20 protein-coding genes and 3 pseudogenes are annotated in these 19,764 nt (G+C 66.3%); 14 read left to right on the top strand and 9 right to left on the bottom strand.

From position 1 onward, the window contains the following. A pseudogene (locus tag B3587_RS07545) lies at positions 1 to 493 on the top strand (transposase); the annotation flags it as partial. A gap of 256 nt (positions 494 to 749) precedes the next feature. Beyond that, a complete protein-coding gene (locus B3587_RS07540) occupies positions 750 to 1,532 on the top strand; it encodes a thioesterase family protein (protein WP_292727585.1) in 783 nt (260 codons plus the stop codon). Positions 1,533 to 1,653: 121 nt separating this feature from the next. On the opposite strand, the pseudogene B3587_RS07535 reads toward B3587_RS07540, so the two are convergent. Further along, positions 1,654 to 2,331, bottom strand: a pseudogene (locus tag B3587_RS07535) (IS6 family transposase); the annotation flags it as partial. A gap of 5 nt (positions 2,332 to 2,336) precedes the next feature. Here B3587_RS07535 and B3587_RS07530 point away from each other — a divergent pair. The 3 genes and pseudogenes from B3587_RS07530 to B3587_RS07520 all read left to right on the top strand — a co-directional run. After that, positions 2,337 to 2,516: pseudogene (locus B3587_RS07530) on the top strand (IS3 family transposase); the annotation flags it as partial. Between the two features lie 93 nt (positions 2,517 to 2,609). Continuing rightward, positions 2,610 to 2,858, top strand: coding sequence for a preprotein translocase subunit SecG (gene secG, locus B3587_RS07525; protein WP_228179025.1), 249 nt, complete (start codon positions 2,610 to 2,612; stop codon positions 2,856 to 2,858). Continuing rightward, positions 2,858 to 3,211, top strand: a complete 354-nt coding sequence (locus B3587_RS07520) for an RNA polymerase-binding protein RbpA (RefSeq protein WP_228179026.1) — start codon at positions 2,858 to 2,860, stop codon at positions 3,209 to 3,211. Before secG ends, B3587_RS07520 begins: the two co-directional genes overlap by 1 nt. Positions 3,212 to 3,290: 79 nt before the next feature. Here B3587_RS07520 and pgl read toward each other — a convergent pair whose 3' ends face one another. The 6 genes from pgl to tkt are packed head-to-tail and all read right to left on the bottom strand — an operon-like array spanning position 3,291 to position 11,434. Further along, positions 3,291 to 4,070 carry a 6-phosphogluconolactonase gene (pgl, locus tag B3587_RS07515; protein ID WP_292727583.1) on the bottom strand — a complete coding sequence of 260 codons (780 nt, stop codon included), beginning with the start codon at positions 4,068 to 4,070 and terminating at the stop codon, positions 3,291 to 3,293. Continuing rightward, complete coding sequence (locus B3587_RS07510) at positions 4,063 to 5,010, bottom strand: glucose-6-phosphate dehydrogenase assembly protein OpcA (protein WP_292727582.1); 948 nt, start codon at positions 5,008 to 5,010, stop codon at positions 4,063 to 4,065. Before B3587_RS07510 ends, pgl begins: the two co-directional genes overlap by 8 nt. Continuing rightward, positions 5,007 to 6,557 carry a glucose-6-phosphate dehydrogenase gene (zwf, locus tag B3587_RS07505; protein ID WP_228179029.1) on the bottom strand — a complete coding sequence of 517 codons (1,551 nt, stop codon included), beginning with the start codon at positions 6,555 to 6,557 and terminating at the stop codon, positions 5,007 to 5,009. Before zwf ends, B3587_RS07510 begins: the two co-directional genes overlap by 4 nt. Positions 6,558 to 6,570: 13 nt before the next feature. Continuing rightward, positions 6,571 to 8,190: a glucose-6-phosphate isomerase gene (locus tag B3587_RS07500; protein ID WP_292727580.1), complete on the bottom strand. Its 1,620-nt coding sequence runs from the start codon at positions 8,188 to 8,190 to the stop codon at positions 6,571 to 6,573. Between the two features lie 7 nt (positions 8,191 to 8,197). Further along, complete coding sequence (gene tal, locus B3587_RS07495) at positions 8,198 to 9,307, bottom strand: transaldolase (RefSeq protein WP_292727578.1); 1,110 nt, start codon at positions 9,305 to 9,307, stop codon at positions 8,198 to 8,200. 27 nt (positions 9,308 to 9,334) lie between these two features. Then, a complete protein-coding gene (gene tkt / locus B3587_RS07490; protein ID WP_228179032.1) occupies positions 9,335 to 11,434 on the bottom strand; it encodes a transketolase in 2,100 nt (699 codons plus the stop codon). Between the two features lie 250 nt (positions 11,435 to 11,684). Between tkt and B3587_RS07485 the strand changes: the two genes are divergently transcribed. Next, the gene (locus B3587_RS07485; RefSeq protein WP_292727576.1) at positions 11,685 to 12,605 is read left to right on the top strand and encodes a heme o synthase; all 921 of its coding nucleotides are present in this window, start codon (positions 11,685 to 11,687) and stop codon (positions 12,603 to 12,605) included. A 93-nt stretch (positions 12,606 to 12,698) separates the two neighbouring features. Here B3587_RS07485 and B3587_RS07480 read toward each other — a convergent pair whose 3' ends face one another. Beyond that, positions 12,699 to 13,139 carry a dinucleotide-utilizing enzyme gene (locus tag B3587_RS07480; protein WP_292727574.1) on the bottom strand — a complete coding sequence of 147 codons (441 nt, stop codon included), beginning with the start codon at positions 13,137 to 13,139 and terminating at the stop codon, positions 12,699 to 12,701. A gap of 90 nt (positions 13,140 to 13,229) precedes the next feature. Then, on the bottom strand, positions 13,230 to 14,219 hold the full coding sequence (locus tag B3587_RS07475; protein ID WP_228179035.1) for a COX15/CtaA family protein: 990 nt from the start codon (positions 14,217 to 14,219) through the stop codon (positions 13,230 to 13,232). A gap of 241 nt (positions 14,220 to 14,460) precedes the next feature. Here B3587_RS07475 and sufB point away from each other — a divergent pair, with 241 nt between their 5' ends. The 8 genes from sufB to B3587_RS07435 form a co-directional block, all read left to right on the top strand. Continuing rightward, positions 14,461 to 15,879: a Fe-S cluster assembly protein SufB gene (gene sufB / locus B3587_RS07470; RefSeq protein WP_228179036.1), complete on the top strand. Its 1,419-nt coding sequence runs from the start codon at positions 14,461 to 14,463 to the stop codon at positions 15,877 to 15,879. Between the two features lies 1 nt (position 15,880). Beyond that, complete coding sequence (sufD, locus tag B3587_RS07465; protein WP_292727572.1) at positions 15,881 to 17,071, top strand: Fe-S cluster assembly protein SufD; 1,191 nt, start codon at positions 15,881 to 15,883, stop codon at positions 17,069 to 17,071. Continuing rightward, positions 17,068 to 17,409: a non-heme iron oxygenase ferredoxin subunit gene (locus B3587_RS07460; RefSeq protein ID WP_228179038.1), complete on the top strand. Its 342-nt coding sequence runs from the start codon at positions 17,068 to 17,070 to the stop codon at positions 17,407 to 17,409. Before sufD ends, B3587_RS07460 begins: the two co-directional genes overlap by 4 nt. Positions 17,410 to 17,420: 11 nt before the next feature. After that, positions 17,421 to 18,191, top strand: coding sequence for a Fe-S cluster assembly ATPase SufC (sufC, locus tag B3587_RS07455; protein ID WP_228179039.1), 771 nt, complete (start codon positions 17,421 to 17,423; stop codon positions 18,189 to 18,191). Between the two features lie 9 nt (positions 18,192 to 18,200). Beyond that, on the top strand, positions 18,201 to 18,530 hold the full coding sequence (locus B3587_RS07450; RefSeq protein WP_195693758.1) for a metal-sulfur cluster assembly factor: 330 nt from the start codon (positions 18,201 to 18,203) through the stop codon (positions 18,528 to 18,530). A 59-nt stretch (positions 18,531 to 18,589) separates the two neighbouring features. Further along, entirely contained in the window at positions 18,590 to 19,294 is a 705-nt protein-coding gene (locus B3587_RS07445; RefSeq protein WP_228179040.1) for a lysophospholipid acyltransferase family protein, read from the top strand. A 67-nt stretch (positions 19,295 to 19,361) separates the two neighbouring features. Next, positions 19,362 to 19,520 (top strand): DUF5993 family protein, encoded by a 159-nt coding sequence (locus B3587_RS07440; RefSeq protein ID WP_228179041.1) that lies wholly within the window; start codon positions 19,362 to 19,364, stop codon positions 19,518 to 19,520. Continuing rightward, a partial coding sequence (locus B3587_RS07435; RefSeq protein ID WP_292727567.1) for a disulfide bond formation protein B occupies positions 19,520 to 19,764 on the top strand: 245 nt, incomplete at its 3' end. The genes B3587_RS07440 and B3587_RS07435, both read left to right, overlap by 1 nt.

The raw sequence follows: 19,764 nt of genomic DNA, 5'->3' as shown, positions 1-19,764 counted from the left end.
TGCTGGCCGACCCTACACGGAGCACTGGACGAGCGAAGGCAAGCTCTAGCTCTGCGCGGTCAAGGACGTCTTCAGCGGCAAGATCGTCGGCTACTCGATCGACTCGCGCATGAAGTCACGCCTCGTCGTGAACGCCATCGACAACGCCGTCGCGCTCCGCGGCGACGTCGCCGGATGTGTTGTTCACAGCGACAGGGGCAGCCAATTTCGCGCTCGGAAGACGATCCGCACCCTCCCCCGTCACGGGCTGGTCGGATCGATGGGCCGCGTCGGCGCGGCCGGCGACAACGCCGCGATGGAATCGTTCTTCAGCCTGCTGCAGAAGAACGTCCTCAATCGCCGCGCCTGGGCGACCCGCGACGAGCTCCGGATCGCGATCGTGACCTGGATCGAGCGCACCTACCACCGGCGCCGCCGCCAGGCCGCGCTCGGGCGTTTGACGCCCGTCGAGTTCGAGACGATCATGAACCCACCCCTGGCCCTCGCGGCCTAAACAACAACTGTCACCCGTTCCGGCATCAAACCCCTGGCGCTCGTTCTCGTGGCGTATTCGATCGGGCTCGTACCGAGCCAGGCGCACCCGCGGTGACGTGCTTGACGTAAGACCCGATTACCGGCGGGGGTTGGTGTAGTCGTTACGTGCGACTGTCCCGCAGGTGGCTTGTGGTCGTGTCCGATTCTGCGCGACCCGGTGCCACCCTTGCACCGACGTGTTGACGGTGGTGGTGGCTGTATCTAGGGTTTCCGGTGTGAACCCCGGCCATTTCTTCCAACGCACCGGCGCTTCGACCTTTACTCCTTCCGTCCATGCGGGCGGGGCGTGGTCGGATAGCGACCAGCATTTCAGCCCGCTCGCCGGACTACTCGTCCATGAGATCGAACGAGACCGGCACGAGCGGGGCAACGGCCCTAGCCAGCTCGCGCGCCTGACCTTCGACATCCTCGGAAGGCTCCCGTTTCAAGAGTTCGAGGTGGATGTCCGTGTGATCCGGCCGGGCCGAACGATCGAGCTCGTAGAAGCAACGATGTCCAGCGGGGGCCGCAGCGTACTCACCACGCGGGCCTGGTATCTCACCGAAGCGGACTCGTCGCCGGTCTCCGTGATCGAGGAGGCGCCGCTCCCTGGGCCCGAGTCCGGGTGGGAGCGCGACCTCACCCGGGTGTGGACGGGTGGGTATATCCATCAGGTCGAGGCGAAGCAGGTCTCGGAGCCGCGTCCCGGTTCGAGTGCCACATGGATCACCTCGCCCACCCATCTCATCGAGGGTGAGAAGCCGATCGGGATTGCCGAGTATGTTGCCCGGATCGATACGGCCAATGGCATCGCGGTGCGTGAGGACCCGACCGAGTGGATGTTCCCTAACATCGATCTCTCTGTCCACTTCTTCCGGGAGCCCGAGAGTTCTTGGACCGGTCTCGACACGACCGTGACCTGGGGCCCGACTGGGATTGGCCTCACCTCCACGGTGCTCCACGACATTCACGGCCCTGTAGGGCGGGCGGAGCAGAGCCTCACGATCCGTAGGCAGTAGTCGGCCGGAAGGTACGGATAACTGGTGCTGTTGCAATCTGGGGTGATGGTGTCGGAAAGCTGATCACGCCAGGAGTTCCCGACCCCGCGTGCTGGTATCTCAGGCGCCTGTGAAGGCCTAAGGCGACGATCACCGCATCCGGGTTCGGACACCCGAAGGCGAACACCCGGCCTTGGCCTTTGCGTAGCGCGTGCATCGCCTCCATGCCCTGCAGTGTCCGGTAGGCCGACACCGGTTTCTTGAAGCCACCGCCTTTAGGACCCAGGATCCGCTTCAACCTGCCGTGATCACCCTCGATCACGTTGTTGAGGTACTTCACCTGCCGGTGTTGGACTGTTTTCGACAGCTTCTGCTTCCTGATCAACTCCGTGATCGCCGCGGCGTAGGCCGGTGCTTTGTCGGTGCAGATCACTCGGGGACTGCTATCAGGACCGCGGTGGCCAGCACCTCGCAGCGCTTTTCCCAGGAACCTTTTTGCCGCTTGCGTGTTGCGTCGGGTGGACATGTAGAAGTCCAAGGTCCGGTCATCCTTGGTCACCGCCCGGTAGAGGTAGCACCATTTCCCGCCGACCCGGATGCAGGTCTCATCCACTCGCCAGGAGTCGGAGACCAACGGCGAGGTTTGACGGTACCGGCGGGTACGTTTATCCAGTTCGGGTCCGTACTTCTGTACCCACCGGTAAATCGTGGTGTGATCCACCGGCACACCGCGCTCTGTCAGCATCTCCTCGAGATCCCTGTAGGACACTCCGTAGCGGCAGTACCAGCGCACTGCCCACAGGATCACGTCTTGAGGGAAGGGGTTTGATGCAGAAAAACGTGTTGGATCGGCGGGTCTGGGATACCCGGGAGTCGTTGCGGGTGGCGATCGTGACCTGGATTGAGCGCACGTATCACCGACGGCGGCGGCAGGTGCGCCTGCGACGGTTGACGCCGGTGGAGTACGAGACGATGATGAGCGTCACGACCGCGTCCGCGGCGTGACTACTTGCTGTCACCTAACCGTGCATCAAACCCTCTTTCCGTATACTGGACGCTTGTGCGACGAGACACCGTCGCGACGAAAGGTTTCACGTCTTGGCGATTCTCGAACTGATCCTGCAGGTGATTCTGGGCATCACGAGCCTGCTGCTCACGCTGCTGATCCTGCTGCACAAGGGCCGAGGTGGTGGCCTCTCCGACATGTTCGGCGGCGGAATGACCTCAGCTCTGGGATCGTCGGGTCTTGCTGAGCGAAACCTGAACCGATTCACCATCGTGCTGGCTCTCGTATGGTTCATCACCATCGTCGGACTCGGCCTCGTTACGAAGTTCCAGGTGATCTGATGGCAACCGGCGGCAACGCAATCCGCGGCACCCGGGTGGGTGCCGGTCCCATGGGCGAACAGGACCACGGCTATCACGCCGACCGCGTCGCCGTCTCGTACTGGGATGCTCTCGGCAACGAAACCGTCCGCTACTTCGCGGCGGGTATTCCCGATGAGGAGATCCCCGAGACTATCGACTCGCCGCACTCCGGTCTCCCGGCCGGGCGTGACAAGGACAACCCGCCGCAGATGGCGAAGGCCGAGCCCTATAAGACGCACCTCGCGTACGTGAAGGAGCGTCGCACCGAAGAGGAAGCCGACGCGCTCCTGGATGACGCGCTGAAGTCGCTGCGCGAGCGCCGCGGTCTCTGAGACTTTCCGCAGGGGCTCCCTGCACGAGAAACGCCCGGTCTCCCTGAGGGGCCGGGCGTTTCTCGTCAATCGACTCGGCTCAGTACTCCTGGTCGATCAGGTCGGGCGGGACCTGTTCGGCAGCCTCCCGGTCGACGAAGAAGACGGTGCGTCGCCGTCCCTTCGCCCCGCCGGCAGGGACGCTCGTGTAGTTGGCGCCGGCAAGCGCGAGCCCGAGGGCTGCGGCCTTGTCGGGGCCGGACATGACCAGCCATACGCGCTGCGACCCGTTGATCACCGGCCGCGTGAAGGTCACGCGCTCCGGCGGCGGCTTAGGCGAGTTCCGGACCGGAAGCACGGCGTTCTCGGTGTCGCGGATCTCGGGGTGGTCGGGAAAGAGCGAGGCGATGTGTGCGTCGGGCCCCACCCCCAGAAAGCACATGTCGAAGGACGGCCAGGCGGGCCCGCCGGGCTGGGCGAAGCGAGCGAGCTCGGCAGCATAGGCGCGAGCCGCCTCATCCAGGTCGACACCCTCGTCGCTGGCGGCGACGCTGTGGATGTTGCCAGCGGGGATGTCCAGCCGATCGAGCAGCGCCTCGCGCGCCTGCTTGTCGTTGCGCTCGGCATCCTGACGCGGAACGAATCGTTCGTCGCTCCACCAGAAGTGAACATTGTCGAAGCGAAGGCCCGCCAGCCGCGGGCTTGCTGCAGCAGCCTCGAGCACCGCGATGCCCATGGTTCCGCCGGTGAGCGAGACATGAACGGCGGGTTCATCAGCCTGCTTCTCGATGCGGCGCAGGAACCGGTTCGCCACGTAGTCGGCGAGCGTGGCCCGGTCGGGGCTGATGAGCACCCGCTTCTCGTTCGTGATCTCAGCCATGGGTCTCCTGCGACTGTGGCGGGTCGAGCAGTGCCCAGCCCTCGGTGATCACTCGACCATACAAGAGGTCGGCGTCGAGCCGGCGGAGCTCCTCGGCGAGGCACTCGCGCAGCGTCCGGCGGGGGAGCACGAGATCATGCTGCGGCTGTCCGGGCTGCGCCAGGCAGGCGATCGCGGTGCTCGAACGTTCCAGAACGATGTCGCCGCTGGCACGCGTGAGGCGGACCGACTTGATGCCGTCGCTCCATTCATCGGGGGAGAGGTAGTGCCAGTCCACCGGCACACCGAGAGTCAGGCGCAGCCACGCAGCCAACAGTGCTGTCGACGGCGACGTTTCAGCGCCGCGAACCTCCACCGCGGTGATCGGCTCGTACGGCGGCTGGTCGAGCACAGCGGCGAGCTGTTCGCGCCAATGCGTGAGGCGCGTCCAGGCGAGGTCGGTGTCACCCGGCGAGTAGCAGTCACCCAGGTGAGCAACACGCGTGGCCTCGAACGGCACGGTCGAGGCATCGGTGATGCGGCGCTGAGCGATCCGACCGAGGGGGGACTGCGAGGGAGTGGCCGGCGGATTGTCGGGCCACCACACCACGACCGGTGCGTCGGGCAGCAGCAGGCCCGTGACAAGGCTCTCGACGTTGGATGCCGCGTCGCCGGAAGCCCTGAGCACGACGACCTCGCTCGCGCCCGCGTCGCCGCCCACGCGGATCTCGGCATCCAGCTTCGGCTCGCCCTCAGGGTCGAGTCGGAGGCTGATGACTCGCATCGGATGCTCGCGAGACGCGTCGTTGGCAGCCTCGATACCGTCTTCGGTGCCGCCGTTGGTGGTCACGATGATGAGCGTGAGCACACGTCCGAGCGCAACGGCGCCGCCCTCCTCACGCACATCGATGAGCGCGCGCGAGATCTTGCTGACTGTCGTGTCGGGAAGATCGACGATCATGGCCGCCTCCAGGTGCGTCCGTCGCGGGCGAGGAGCTGGTCGGCTGACTTCGGCCCCCACGACCCCGGTTCGTATTGGTCGAGCGGCCCGCCCTGCTGCGCCCAGAACTCTTCGACGGGGTCGAGGATCTTCCACGAGAGCTCGACCTCTTCGTGGCGGGGGAACAGCGGGGGATCCCCGAGCAGGACGTCGAGAATGAGCCGCTCGTAGGCTTCGGGACTGGCCTCGGTGAACGCGTGTCCGTAGCCGAAGTCCATCGTGACGTCTCGCACGTGCGTGCTTGCACCGGGGACCTTGGAGCCGAAGCGGATCGTGACACCCTCATCCGGTTGCACGCGGATGACGAGCGCGTTCTCACCGAGTCCGGATGTCTGGGAACGCGTGAACAGGTGCTCGGGTGCGCGCTTGAACACCACGGCGATCTCGGTCACGCGGCGCCCGAGTCGCTTTCCGGTGCGGAGGTAGAAGGGGACATCCGCCCAGCGGCGCGTGTTGATCTCGAGCTTGAGGGCCGCGTAGGTCTCGGTCGTCGAGTCCGGCTTCATCCCGTCTTCGTCGAGGAATCCGGTGACGTGTTCGCCACCCTGCCACCCTCCGGCGTACTGGCCGCGCGCTGTCGCGAGCGACAGGTCTGCGGGCAGCGTGACGGCAGCGAGCACCTTCTCTTTTTCGGCACGCAGGTGGCTCGCGTCGAAGCTGATGGGCTCCTCCATGGCCGTCAGCGCGAGAAGCTGCAGCAGGTGGTTCTGAATGACATCGCGCGCCGCCCCGATGCCGTCGTAGTAGCCGGCGCGGCCGCCCACGCCGATGTCCTCGGCCATCGTGATCTGGACGTGGTCGACGTAGTTGCGGTTCCAGATCGGCTCGAAGAGCTCGTTCGCGAACCGCAGCGCGAGGATGTTCTGGACCGTCTCTTTGCCGAGGTAGTGATCGATCCGGAAGATCGAGTCGGCCGGGAAGGTCGAGCGCAGCGCGTCGTTGAGCTCGCGGGCCGACGCGAGATCGTGACCGAACGGCTTCTCGATGACGACTCGTCGCCATCGCTCGGGCTGGTCGGCGGTGTCATCCACGAGACCTGACGTTCGCAGCTGCCGTGCGACAACCGGGAAGTCCTTCGGAGGGATGGACAGGTAGAACGCGTGGTTGCCCATGGTGCCACGCTCTTCGTCAAGGCTCTGCACGGTCTCGCGCAGCCGCGCAAAGGCGTCGTCGTCGCCGAACTCGCCGGGAACGAAGCGGATGCCCTGCAGCAGCTGCTGCCAGGTCTCCTCGCGAAACGCGGTTCGCGCATGCTGGCGGACCGCGTCGTGCACAACCTGCGCGAAGTCCTGATCCTCCCAGTCGCGGCGGGCGAACCCGACCAGTCCGAACCCCGGCGGGAGCAACCCGCGATTGGCGAGGTCATACACGGCCGGCATGAGCTTCTTGCGAGAGAGGTCGCCGGTCACGCCGAAGATCACGAGGGCACTGGGGCCCGCGATCCGATTCAGGCGTGCGTCTTCGGGGTCGCGCAGCGGATTGTGCCCGCGAGAGATCTCGACTGTCATCGGATGGGATGCCTTACTGAGCAGCTTCGAACAGGGAAAGAACCTCGACCTGGGGGTCGGTGAGGGTCAGCGTGACGACGGGACGCCCGTGCGCGGCCAAGACTTCGGCATCTCCCGCGGCCTGCGCGGCGATCAACTGACCGAAGGTGAACGGCCGGCCGGGGATCTCGACATCCGTATCGGTGCGCTCCACGATCTGCAAGAACACCCCGTTCGCGGGTCCGCCCTTGTGGTACTGCCCCGTCGAGTGCAGGAACCGGGGGCCCCAGCCGAACGTGGCGGGCCTGCCCGAATCGGCAGCGACGAGTTCGCGCAGGCCCTGGAGCTGGGGGATCGCGAGGCGGTTGACGTAGGCCTGCACCGAGACGTATCCGTCGGCAGGCAGCTGCGCCCACAGTGCGTCGAGGACGCCGGCGATCGTGCCGGATGCCGCAAGCGCGGCATCCGTGACCCGCACCTGGACGCCATCGACGACGAACGTCGGTGCAGTCGGTTCGGGCGTGCGCTCGAGGAGTCCCCGCGTGGCTTCCTTGGCTGACTCGACATCGGGCTGGTCGAACGGGTTGATACCGAGCATCCGTCCCGCGATCGCGGTCGCGTACTCCCACACGACGAACTGTGCCCCAAGGGAACCGCTGACCAGGATCTCGCCCTGGTGATGTTCGAACAGGTGGAATTCGTTAGCCTCGTCGACCAGACGCAGCACCTGCAGGTCTGCGGGTGTGGACTCGAGCTCGGGTGAGACGGGCAGCATGACAACGGGCAGGATGCCGGTGCCGTTCTTTCCCGTCGACTCCGCGATCAGCTGCTCGATCCAGTCGGGGAGCCCCACGATGTGCGTGCCATCGCTGATGAGAGCGAGCTTGTCGCGGCGCGGCTCGCCGCCGGCGATTGCGGCAGCAAGCACCAGTGCTGGGTTCTCGGGGCTGTCGATGGCGACCTCGAGGAGGGTCGCATCGGCTTCGGCGAGCAGCTCCTGGATGTCGGCGCCGGCAAGGCCCGCGGGGACCAGCCCGAAAGCCGTCAGCGCTGAGTATCGGCCACCCACGCTCGGATCGGCGTTGAACACTCGGTACCCGTCGGCACGTGCCGACTCGTCCAGGGGCGAACCGGGGTCGGTGACCACGATGATCCGCTCGGTGGGGTCGATACCCAAGTCCCGGAATGCCGCCTCGAAGGCACGCTTCGCGGAATCCGTCTCGACCGTCGATCCGGACTTGGATGACACCACGAGAACCGTGCGCTCAAGACCGCCAGCTTCGGGGTCGCCGTCGAGGGCTGCGAGCACCTGACCGGGCGACGTCGAGTCCATGATGACCAGCGGAACTCCGGCGGTTTGCGCGATCACCTCGGGAGCGAGCGAGGACCCGCCCATGCCGGCTAGGACGATCCGCGTGAGCCCCTTCGCGACGAGCTCCTCACGCAGCGCAACGATCTGCGGCACCAGCGGCAGGGAGACCGTGACAGCCTCGAGCCACCCGAGCCGGCGTGATGCCTCGGCCTCGGCATCCGGACCCCACAGCGAGCTGTCGCCCGCGGTGAGGCCCGATGCGACGAGATCGCCGACGAGAGCGGGCAGCGTCGCCTCGACGACCGACTTGACGTGCCCGGTCAGGTGGATGTCGAATGCCATCGCCGGCTCAGACGTCCGCGTTCTCGAGGGCTGTCGTCACCGTCGCCTGCAACTCGTGCCACGAGGCGATGAACTTGTCGACGCCCTCGTCTTCGAGAACCTGCGTGACATCGGCGAAGTCGATCCCCACCGATGCGAGGCCGTCGAACACGGCGTGAGCATCGCCATAGTTGCCGGTGATCGTGTCGCCGACGACGTCGGCGTGATCGAAGGTCGCCTCGAGCGTCTTCTCAGGCATCGTGTTCACGGTGCCCCGCGCGACGAGCTCGGTGACGTACAGCGTGTCGGGAAGAGCGGGGTCCTTGACGCCGGTCGACGCCCATAGCGGACGCTGCACGGTGGCACCTGCGGCGACCAGTGCCGTTGCGCGCTCGGTAGCGAACTCCTTCTCGAAGAGCTCGAACGCGAGGCGCGCGTTGGCGATGCCGGCGCGGGACTTCAGCGCCGTCGCGGCATCCGACCCGATAGCGGTGAGGCGCTTATCGACCTCGGTGTCCACGCGCGACACGAAGAACGAGGCGACCGAGTGGATCGTGCTGATGTCGTGGCCAGCAGCCTTGGCCCGCTCGATACCGGTGAGGTAGGCGTCGATGACAGCCGCGTAGCGCTCGAGGCTGAAGATGAGCGTGACGTTCACCGAGATGCCCGACGCGATCGCCTCGGTGATCGCGGGGAGTCCGGCCTTGGTCGCGGGGATCTTGATGAGCGCGTTCGGTCGGTCGACGACCTTCCACAGCTCCTTGGCCTGAGCGATCGTCGCCTCGGTGTCGTGTGCGAGCTCGGGCGAGACCTCGATGGATACGCGGCCGTCCACGCCACCGGTCGCGTCGTAGACCGGGCGGAAGATGTCGGCGGCGTCGCGCACGTCGGTCGTCGTGATCGTGAAGATCGACGTCTCGGTGTCAGCCCCCTGAGACTTCAGGTCGCGGATGGCCTGGTCGTAGGCGTTACCCTTCGCCAGGGCGCCGGCGAAGATCGTCGGGTTGGTCGTGACGCCGGTGACGTTGCGGTCGACGATCAGCGCGGCCAGGTTGCCGGAGCTGATCCGCTCGCGCGACAGGTCATCAAGCCAGATGCTGACGCCCTCGGCGACGAGCTTCTCGGTGGGGGTGGTCATGCGTTCTCCTTTGTGTGCAGCCGCGGCTCAGGCGCCGGCGGCGGCGATGGTCTCGTGGGCGGCGGTCACGACGGCTTCGGTCGTGATGCCGAACTTCTGGAAGAGCGTCTTGTAGTCAGCCGATGCACCGAAGTGCTCGATCGACACGGACCGGCCGGCGTCGCCGACGATCCCGCGCCACGGCATCGCCAGGCCTGCCTCGACCGAGACCCGCGCCTTGACGGATGCCGGCAGCACGCTCTCGCGGTATGCGTCGTCCTGCTCGGCGAACCACTCGAGCGACGGGGCTGACACAACCCGTGCGCCGATGCCCTGTTCGGCAAGCTGCTCGCGAGCAGCCACGGCGAGTTGAACCTCGGAGCCTGTCCCGATCAGGATCACATCGACGGCGCCGGTCGGCGAGTCGGCGAGCACGTACGCGCCCTTGGCGGCGAGGTCGGCCGAAGCGAACTCGTCGCCGGATGCCTCACCCTCGCCACGGGGGAACGTCGGAACGTTCTGGCGGGTCAATGCGATTCCCGCGGGGCCCCCGTGGCGGCGCACGAGCTCGAGCCAGACGGCTGCTGTCTCGTTCGCGTCGGCCGGGCGCACAACAGCAAAGTTCGGGATCGCGCGGAGAGCGGCGAGCTGCTCGATCGGCTGGTGCGTCGGCCCATCTTCACCCAGGGCAACGGAGTCGTGCGTCCACACGAACAGCGTCGGGATGTTCATCAGCGCAGCAAGGCGCACCGGCGGGCGCATGTAGTCGCTGAAGATCAGGAACGTGCCACCGAACGGACGGGTCGGACCGTGCAGCACGATGCCGTTGAGGATCGACCCCATCGCGTGCTCGCGGATGCCGAAGTGCAGCACGCGGCCGTACGGGTTGCCCGACCACTCGTGCGTGGACCACTCCTCGGGGATGAACGACGCCGCATTCTTGATGGTCGTCAGGTTCGACTCCGCGAGGTCGGCTGAGCCGCCCCAGAGCTCCGGCAGCTCAGCGGCCAGCGCGTTGATGACCTGACCCGATGCGGCGCGGGTCGAGACATCCTTGCCTGCCTCGAACTGGGGGAGTGCGTCAGCGATGTCCGCGGGAAGTTCGCGAGCGTGAAGCCGGTCCCACAGCGCCTTGCGCTCGGGGTTAGCTGCGGCCCACGCGTCGAACTTCTCCTGCCATGCAGCCTTTTCGGCCTCGCCGCGCTCGACGAGCGAGCGGGTGTGGGCGATGACCTCGTCGGGAACGTCGAACGTCGTGTCGGGGTCCCAGCCGAGGACCTTCTTGGTCGCGGCGAGCTCTTCGCCGCCGAGCGCGGCGCCGTGGATCTTGCCGCTGTTCTGCTTGCCGGGGGAAGGCCAGCCGATGATCGTCTTGAGGATGATGATCGAGGGCTTGTCGGTGACGCCCTTGGCTTTCTCGATGGCGTCGTACAGCTCCTGCACGTCCTCGACGTACTCGCCCGACTTCTTCCAGTCGACGGTCTGCACGTGCCAGTCGTAGGCCTCGTAGCGCTTCGCGACATCCTCGGTCAGAGCGACGTTCGTGTCGTCTTCGATCGAGATCTGGTTCGAGTCATAGATGACGACGAGGTTGCCCAGCTGTTGGTGTCCAGCGAGCGAGGATGCCTCGCTCGTCACACCCTCTTCAAGGTCGCCGTCGGAGGCGATGACGTAGATGAAGTGGTCGAAGGGCGACTCGCCGGCCGGTGCCTCAGGGTCGAACAGGCCTCGCTCGTACCGTGCTGCGTAGGCGAAACCAACCGAGGATGCCAGGCCCTGGCCGAGCGGTCCCGTCGTGATCTCCACACCCTTCGTGTGGCCGTACTCGGGGTGACCGGGGGTGAGAGATCCCCACGTGCGGAGCGCCTTCAGGTCATCGAGCTCGAGACCGAATCCGCCGAGGTAGAGCTGAATGTACTGCGTGAGCGAGGAGTGACCGCACGAGAGGATGAAACGGTCGCGGCCGGGCCAGTGCGTGTCAGCCGGGTCATGCTTCATGACGCGCTGATACAGCAGATACGCCGCGGGAGCGAGGCTCATCGCCGTCCCGGGGTGTCCGTTGCCGACTTTCTCCACGGCATCCGCCGCGAGAACGCGAGCGGTGTCCACCGCGCGCTTGTCGATCTCATCCCAACGCAGTTCCGTCACCGGATTGCCTTCCGTTCGAGAGGGGTGCGCCCTGAGACCACCGGTCCGCAGACCGCGTCACCACGGGAAGAGCAGCCGGCGCAGAGCGCGCGTGTGTTTTCAGCATAGCGATTCCGGTTCCCCCCAGTGGGCCGTGTTTCGACGCCCCGCACCCCGGCCGCCGCGTGCCGTGCATGCTCCGCCGGCGCCTACCTCGCGTGGGGGATGCCATAGACTGGAAACCCCGGGTTGACGGCCGATAGTGAGGGCAATGGACATTTCCACGACGACGCGTGCGCAGCTCGCACCCGCCTCGTTCGGCCGCACCGTCCGCGCCTATATCGCCCTGACCAAGCCGCGCGTTCTCGAGCTGTTGCTGGTGACGACTGTTCCGGTCATGATCCTCGCGCAGCAGGGATTACCGCCGCTGTGGCTGGTCGTCGCCACCGTGATCGGCGGCTCGGCAAGCGCCGGCTCGGCTGCCGCGTTCAACATGTACCTCGACCGCGATATCGACGCGCACATGCAGCGCACCGAGAATCGCCCGCTCGTCACCGGCGAGGTCTCGCCCCGGGGTGCACTGATCTTCGCCTGGTCGCTTGCTGTCGCCTCGACGCTGTGGCTCGGCTTCACGACGAACTGGCTCGCCGCGGCGCTGTCGGCGGGTGCGATCTTCTTCTACGTCGTCATCTACACGATGATCCTCAAGCGCCGGACCGAGCAAAACATCGTGTGGGGCGGCATCGCCGGATGCTTCCCGGTGCTGATCGGCTGGAGTGCGGTCACCGGGACGCTGGCCTGGCCCGCGCTCATCCTGTTCTTGCTCGTGTTCCTGTGGACCCCGCCTCACTATTGGCCGCTCTCGATGAAGTACCGCGACCAGTACGACGAGGTCGAGGTTCCGATGCTGGGCGCCACGCGCTCTGGCTCGCAGGTCGGCCTTCAGGTCATCCTCTACGCATGGGCGACTGTCGTGACCTCGCTCCTCCTGATTCCTGTCGCCTCGATGGGGCTCGTCTACACGGCATCGGCGCTGGTGTTCGGTGGGTGGTTCATCTACGAGTCACACGTTCTCTACGCTCGCGCGGTGCGGGGCACGGAGCCACGGCCGATGCGTGTGTTCCACGCATCCATCACCTACTTGACGCTGCTGTTCGTCGCGATCGCTGTCGATCCGCTGCTCCCGTTCTGAGCGCGCCATCCCCGGGTGGCCCGCGGATAAGCGAAGGCCCTCTCGTCGAACGATGTTCGGCGGGAGGGCCTTCGCTATGAGCCGGCGCTAAGGTCAGCGGTTCTCGGGTGCGCCAGTGTCGCTCTGCGTTGCGGCCTCTGCCGCGGCACCGGGCGGGGCGGTGTCGGTCGTCGAGGTCTCGACGTCGGCATCCTCGAAGACAGGAGCCTGCTCGGCGACCGGAGCCGCCTCCTCGACGATGACGGTTTCTTCCACGATGGCGGTCTCGGCCGCGGGGGCGGGCAGAGCGGAGCGGAGGGCGGCGAGGGTCAGCACGAGCAGCAGACCGAGGATGCCGGCGCCCACCAGGACACCGCCGAATCCGATCCACGCAGGGCTCACGTAGACCTGCTCGTACGTCGCCGAACCATCCGCGAGCGTTGCGCTCATCTCGCTCACTTTGGTCAGCACGAGCCAGAGCCCGACGCCGATGCTGGCGAGGGAGGCGAGAAGCAGCACCCAGAAGGGAACGCTGCGGGCGAGACGATTGGTCATAGGGAAACTCCTGCGAAGGGATCGATGTCAGTCACGCCGAAGAGATCGGCGCGACCAGTCTGGTCCCTCGACGCGTGCCGTGTCGATGCGTCAGCTATGGATCGCCTGTGCGCCGACCGGGTCCGACGGCGTGAACTCGGCGACACGCGGCTGCTTGAGATTGAGGATGAGCGCCGTCATCGCGGCGGCCAGCAGCGATGCCAGCACCATGTGGATGCCCACGGCGATCGGGGGAAGTCCGTTACGGGCCTGGAAGAGGCCCACGGCGATCTGGATGATCTCGACCCCGAGCACCGTGAGGGTCCAACCGAACACGCGTGGCAGTTCCTGGCGCCGCCGGTAGGCGAAGCCCAGCAGCACCAGCGTCAGCGCGAACAGTGCGTACGACGGCCAGGCGTGGATGTGTTCGAGCAGCTCCGCATCGAAGCCGCTGCGAATGGCATCCTCGTCGCCCGAGTGGGGGCCGGCACCGGTGGTCAGGATGCCGAAGAAGATCGTCAGGGCCAGCACAGCCGTGGCCACGTGGGCCCACAGTGCGTGAGCACGCGTCACAGCGCGAGCGCGCGGGCCCCCCGGCGTGCGCATGAGCACGAGGAACGCGGCACACACGGCCACGAGGATGACCGAGGCGACATAGTGGAAGCCGACGATGAACGGGTTGAGCCCGGTGAGCACGGTGATGCCGCCGACAAGAGCCTGCGCGACCACGCCCAGCACCACCACCAGGGCAAGAACGAAAAGGTCGCGGCGCTCCCGGCGCATCTTCAGCACGAAGACCAACACGATGATCGCGAGGATGCCGACAAGACCTGTCAGGGTGCGGTTGCCGAATTCGATGAACCCGTGAATACCCATTTCCGGCGTGTTGACGATCGACTCCGCGGTGCAGGTGGGCCAGGTCGGGCACCCCAGGCCCGAGCCGGTCAGACGGACCGCGCCCCCGGTCCCGATGATCAGCACCTCGGCGAGAAACGACAACCACGCGGCGACCCGGACGCGCCGATCGACGTGGTCAGGCAACCATGCCCAGAACCTCCCGAATAGCGAAACGCGGGCGGGGGACGGGGACGGTGCGGACACGGTCTTCACTCCTGGGATCGCCCTGTGGGGGCGCGGCGTGCTCGGCCCGGGGCTGGGTCGATGCCTGTAGACTCGAAGGGTCTGATTCCGCGGAGAAATGCCGCAGGATCATCACCAGTCTAGGCGCGAGAATTCGCCGAAGACGTGAAAGGGCCCGTAAGCGACATCCCCTCCGGTACTCCGCCGGGGGCGACGGATGTCGGTGCGGATGACACCGCAATGGCCGCGAAGGAGAAAACCGATGTCCGATGTGCTGATCGAGCGTCCCGAACTCGAAAGCCTGGGAGTCTACGAGTTCGGCTGGCACGACACCGACGCCGCCGGCGCGGTGGCTCAGCGCGGAATCAACGAGGACGTGGTCCGTGGGATCTCCTCGTTGAAATCCGAGCCGGAGTGGATGCTGAAGACCCGACTGAAGGGCCTGCAGCTCTTCGGCCGCAAACCCATGCCCACCTGGGGTGCCGACCTCAGCGCGATCGACTTCGACAACATCAAGTACTTCGTGCGCTCCACCGAGAAGCAGGCGCAGAGCTGGGAAGACCTCCCCGAAGAGATCCGGAACACCTACGAGAAGCTGGGTATCCCCGAGGCCGAGCGCCAGCGCCTTGTGGCGGGCGTCGCGGCGCAGTACGAGTCCGAGGTCGTCTACCACCAGATCCGCGAGGACCTCGAGGCGCAGGGTGTCATCTTCATGGACACCGACACGGCGCTGCGCGAGCACCCCGAGTTCTTCGAGGAGTACTTCGGCACCGTCATCCCCGCCGGTGACAACAAGTTCGCGGCTCTCAACACCGCCGTGTGGTCGGGCGGGTCATTCGTCTACGTGCCGCCCGGGGTGCACGTCGAGATCCCGCTGCAGGCCTACTTCCGGATCAACACCGAGAACATGGGCCAGTTCGAGCGGACGCTGATCATCGCCGACGAGGGCTCATACGTCCACTACATCGAGGGCTGCACGGCCCCGATCTACAAGAGCGACTCCCTGCACTCGGCAGTCGTCGAGATCATCGTGAAGAAGAACGCCCGCGTGCGCTACACGACGATCCAGAACTGGTCGAACAACGTCTACAACTTGGTCACCAAGCGCGCCGTCGCCCACGAGGGCGCCACGATGGAATGGATCGACGGCAACATCGGCTCCAAGGTGACGATGAAGTACCCGTCGGTCTTCCTGATGGGGGAGCACGCGAAGGGCGAGACCCTCTCGGTCGCCTTCGCCGGCCCCGGGCAGCACCAGGATGCCGGCGCGAAGATGATCCACATGGCGCCGTACACGACGTCCTCGATCGTCTCGAAGTCCATCGCCCGAGGCGGCGGTCGCGCGGGGTACCGGGGCGAGGTCCGGGTCGACCCGAATGCCCACCACTCCGCCAACACGGTTCGCTGTGACGCGCTGCTGGTCGATACCGTTTCCCGCTCCGACACCTACCCGGCTATCGACATCCGCGTCGACGACGTGCAGTTGGGACACGAGGCGACAGTCTCGCGGGTCAGTGAAGAGCAGCTCTTCTACCTGCAGTCCCGGGGGCTTCCCGAGGACGAGGCGATGGCAATGATCGTTCGTGGATTCATCGAGCCCATCGCTCGCGAACTGCCCATGGAGTACGCCCTCGAACTGAACAAGCTCATCGAGATGAGCATGGAAGGCAGCGTCGGCTGAGATGACGACTACCGCACAGGCGTCGGCGACGGCGCCCGGATCGACCGCGCACACCGACGGGGGCTGGGACCTCGTTCCCGTCCAGACCCGCTCCGAACGCCCGCGCTCGTACGAGCCCTCGGCGTTCGGTGCACCGACCGGGCGCGAAGTCAACTGGAAGCACAGCCCCATCGCGGCTGTCGCTCCGCTGTTCGCCGACGAGCCCGGCGACGAAGGCGCTGTCGGCATCACGGTGACGGGCCCGCTCGCGGCAGCCGGCCTCGCTGTCGGCGAGTCACCGCGCGGCGAAGCCTTCGTGCCCGAGGATCTGCCGAGCGCAATCGCCTGGCAGCGCTCCGCGCAAGCGCTCTATCTGAAGGTGCCGGCCGATGCCGAACTCGATGAGCCCGTCGAAGTAGTCTTCACGGGCTCCGGCGCCCAACTCCGCGCCCACTCCCACGTAGTGATCGAAGCTGCCCCGCACTCGCGTGCGACTGTCGTGCTTCGCCACGAAGGGTCGGCCCAGTTCGCGCAGAACGTCGAGATCATCGTCCGTGACGGTGCCAGCCTCACGCTGGTCTCGCTGCAGCGGTGGGACGACGATGCGGTGCACGTCGCCGCGCACCAGGCTGTCGTGGGACGCGACGCGACCCTCCGGCACACCGTCGTGAGCCTCGGTGGCGCGGTAGTGCGGGTGAACCCCTCCGTCGATCTCGCCGGCGCCGGATCCGAGGGCAAGGTCTACGGTCTGTCGTTCGCTGACTCCGGTCAGCACCTTGAGAGCCAGGTGTACGTCCACCACCGCGGCCCGAACACGAGTGCCGACGTGCTCTACAAGGGAGCCCTGCAGGGCTCGAGCGCACGCAGCGTCTGGGTCGGGGACGTGCTCATCGGGCGCGAGGCCGTCGGCACCGATTCCTACGAAGCCAACCGCAACCTCGTGCTCACCGACGGTGCCCGCGCCGACTCGATCCCGAATCTCGAGATCGAGACCGGCGACATCCAGGGTGCCGGACACGCCAGCGCCACCGGTCGTTTCGACGACGAGCAGCTCTTCTACCTGCAGGCGCGAGGTATCCCCGAAGACGAAGCCCGCCGGCTCGTGGTGATCGGATTCCTCAGCGACATCATCCAGCGCCTCGGCATCCCCGAGCTCGAGGCTGAACTCACCGAGGCGGTCACCGCCGAACTCGAACAGGAGGCGGCTGCGTGAGCGCCACCCGCGTGTGCTCGCTGAGCGAGCTGGAACAGGACGCTGCCAAGCGCGTCGTGATCGACGGTGTTGCGATCGCTGTCGTCAAAGACTCCAACGGTGACGTGCACGCCATCGGCGATACCTGCACACACGGTGACATTTCGCTCTCCGACGGCTTCGTCGAGGGCGAGACATTGGAATGCTGGGCCCACGGCTCAGCGTTCTCGCTTCTGACGGGCCGCCCCCTGAACCTTCCCGCGTACGAGCCGGTGCCGGTGTACGAGGTCACGATCGAGGGCGACGACGTCCTGATCGACCCGGCCGTCACCAAGGCCGTCACCCCAGACATCCACTGAAAAGGAACCCCATGGCTGTTCTCGAGATCCGCGACCTGCACGTCACGGTCGACACGGATGCCGGAGAGACCGAGATCCTCAACGGCATGACCCTCACGATTCGGACGGGGGAGACCCACGCGATCATGGGCCCCAACGGGTCGGGCAAGTCGACCCTCGCGTACACGATCGCCGGGCACCCCAAGTACACCGTGACAAGCGGCTCGATCACGCTCGACGGTGAAGACGTCCTCGAGATGTCGGTCGACGAGCGCGCGCGCGCCGGTCTCTTCCTCGCGATGCAGTACCCCGTCGAGATCCCCGGCGTGACGGTGACGAACTTCCTGCGCACGGCGAAGTCCGCCATCGACGGGCAGGCGCCCTCGATCCGCACGTGGACCAAGGACGTCAAGAAGGCCATGGCGGACCTCCGTATGGACGAGAAGTTCGCGCAGCGAAACGTCAACGAGGGCTTCTCGGGCGGCGAGAAGAAGCGCCACGAGATCCTGCAGCTCGAGCTGCTGAAGCCGAAGATCGCTGTGCTCGATGAGACCGACTCGGGTCTCGACGTCGATGCCCTGAAGGTCGTCTCGGAGGGCGTCAACCGTGCCAAGGCCGAGACCGACATGGGCGTGCTACTGATCACGCACTACACCCGCATCCTTCGTTACATCCACCCCGACTTCGTGCACGTCGTCGTCGGCGGACGCATCGTCGAAGAGGGCGGGCCGGAGCTTGCCGACCGGCTCGAGGCCGAGGGATACGATCGCTTTCTCGAGCCCGCCGCCGGATCCGGCGCCTAGGATCAAGTCATGACCGCGACTCTCAGCCCTGAGAAGTTCGACGAGGTCACCGAGGCCCTCAAGGACGTCATGGATCCCGAACTCGGGATCAATGTCGTCGACCTCGGACTGATCTACGACCTCAGCTGGGATGACGAGAACGACGCTCTCGTCATCCACATGACGCTGACCTCCGCCGGGTGCCCGCTCACCGACGTCCTCGAAGAGCAGACGGCGCAGGCCCTCGACGATGTCGTGGAACGCTTCCGTATCAACTGGGTGTGGATGCCGCCGTGGGGCCCCGAGCGCATCACCGACGATGGTCGCGACATGATGCGTGCCCTCGGCTTCGCCATCTGATCGGCTCCTCCTTCAGGGCGTGCCATCACGCCGTGTTCTGCCGCCGATAGGGTGGCGGGGTGACAGATCCCGCTCCGCCCCGCCGTGTCTCCCGGCCAGGATTCATCTACTTCCTCGGGCGGGTCGTCCTCCGCCCGCTGTTCTGGATCCTGTACCGGCCGCGCATCGTCGGTCGGGGAAACGTGCCCCCGCGCGGACCCGTCCTGCTCGCGAGCAATCACCTCTCCTCTCTCGACACCGTCATCATCCCTACGTCCGCCGCGCGACCTGTCCAGTTCCTCATCAAGTCGTCGTACTTCACCGGGTCCGGGCTGCTCGGACGGTTCATGCGCTGGTTCTTCACGTCGATCGGCGGGGTGCCGGTGTACCGCGCAACGGGACGCGATGCGCGCGCGGCACTCGAGGCCGGTGCCAGCATCCTTCGAGCCGGCAGCGTCTTCGCCGTTTTCCCCGAGGGCACCCGCTCGCGCGACGGCAGACTGCACGAGGGGCACGGGGGAGCGGCATGGATGGCGTACGACACCGGCGCGACGGTCGTCCCCGTGGGGTTGATCGGTACCGGCACCGTCAAGCCCTTCAGCCACCTGGTGCCGGGAAGGTCTCGAATCGAGGTGCATTTCGGTGAGCCGCTCGACCTCTCCGATCTCGATGGCGTTCCGGCAGGCAAAGCCCGGCGGCAGATCACCGAGCGCACGATGAACGCGATCGCAGCCCTCAGCGGTCAAGAGCGTTCCGGCGAGGTGAACGCGAGCTCGCGCGACTGAACGTCGGACGGCTCGCCGGCTCCGCGCGCTATGGCTCCCGAGCTGGAGCCCCCGCTACGTTGAGGGCGTGGACACCCTCATCTTCGGCGTGCTGCTCGCGGTAGCCCTCATCATCATCTTCTCCAAGAGTCGGTGGCTGGTCATCGGCTCCTGGGCCGTCGCCGCGCTTGCCGTGATCGGGCTGTTCGCCTACCACGCGAACGACGTGTTGGAGTTGAGCTTCTGATGTCCGCCTCGATCGTGGTTCGCAAACTTTCGTTCTGGGCCTTCGTGGCCTTCCTCGTGGCCTATGTCGGCATCCTGTCGATGGCGATGTTCGTCTTCCAATTCGGGCTCGGCGAACTGCCGTGCCCGCTGTGCATCCTGCAGCGGATGGGCATGATGTTGGCGAGCCTCGGAGCGCTGTACGTCGTGGTGAGGGCGCTGCGCGGCGAGCTTCTGCTGCGCGAACTCGCGACCGGCCTGGGGCT

The sequence above is a fragment of the Microbacterium sp. UBA837 genome (assembly GCF_002296025.1).
GTDB lineage: Bacteria > Actinomycetota > Actinomycetes > Actinomycetales > Microbacteriaceae > Microbacterium.
Note: the sequence above shows the minus strand (reverse complement) of the source record. Positions and strands in the feature narration are given on the sequence as shown.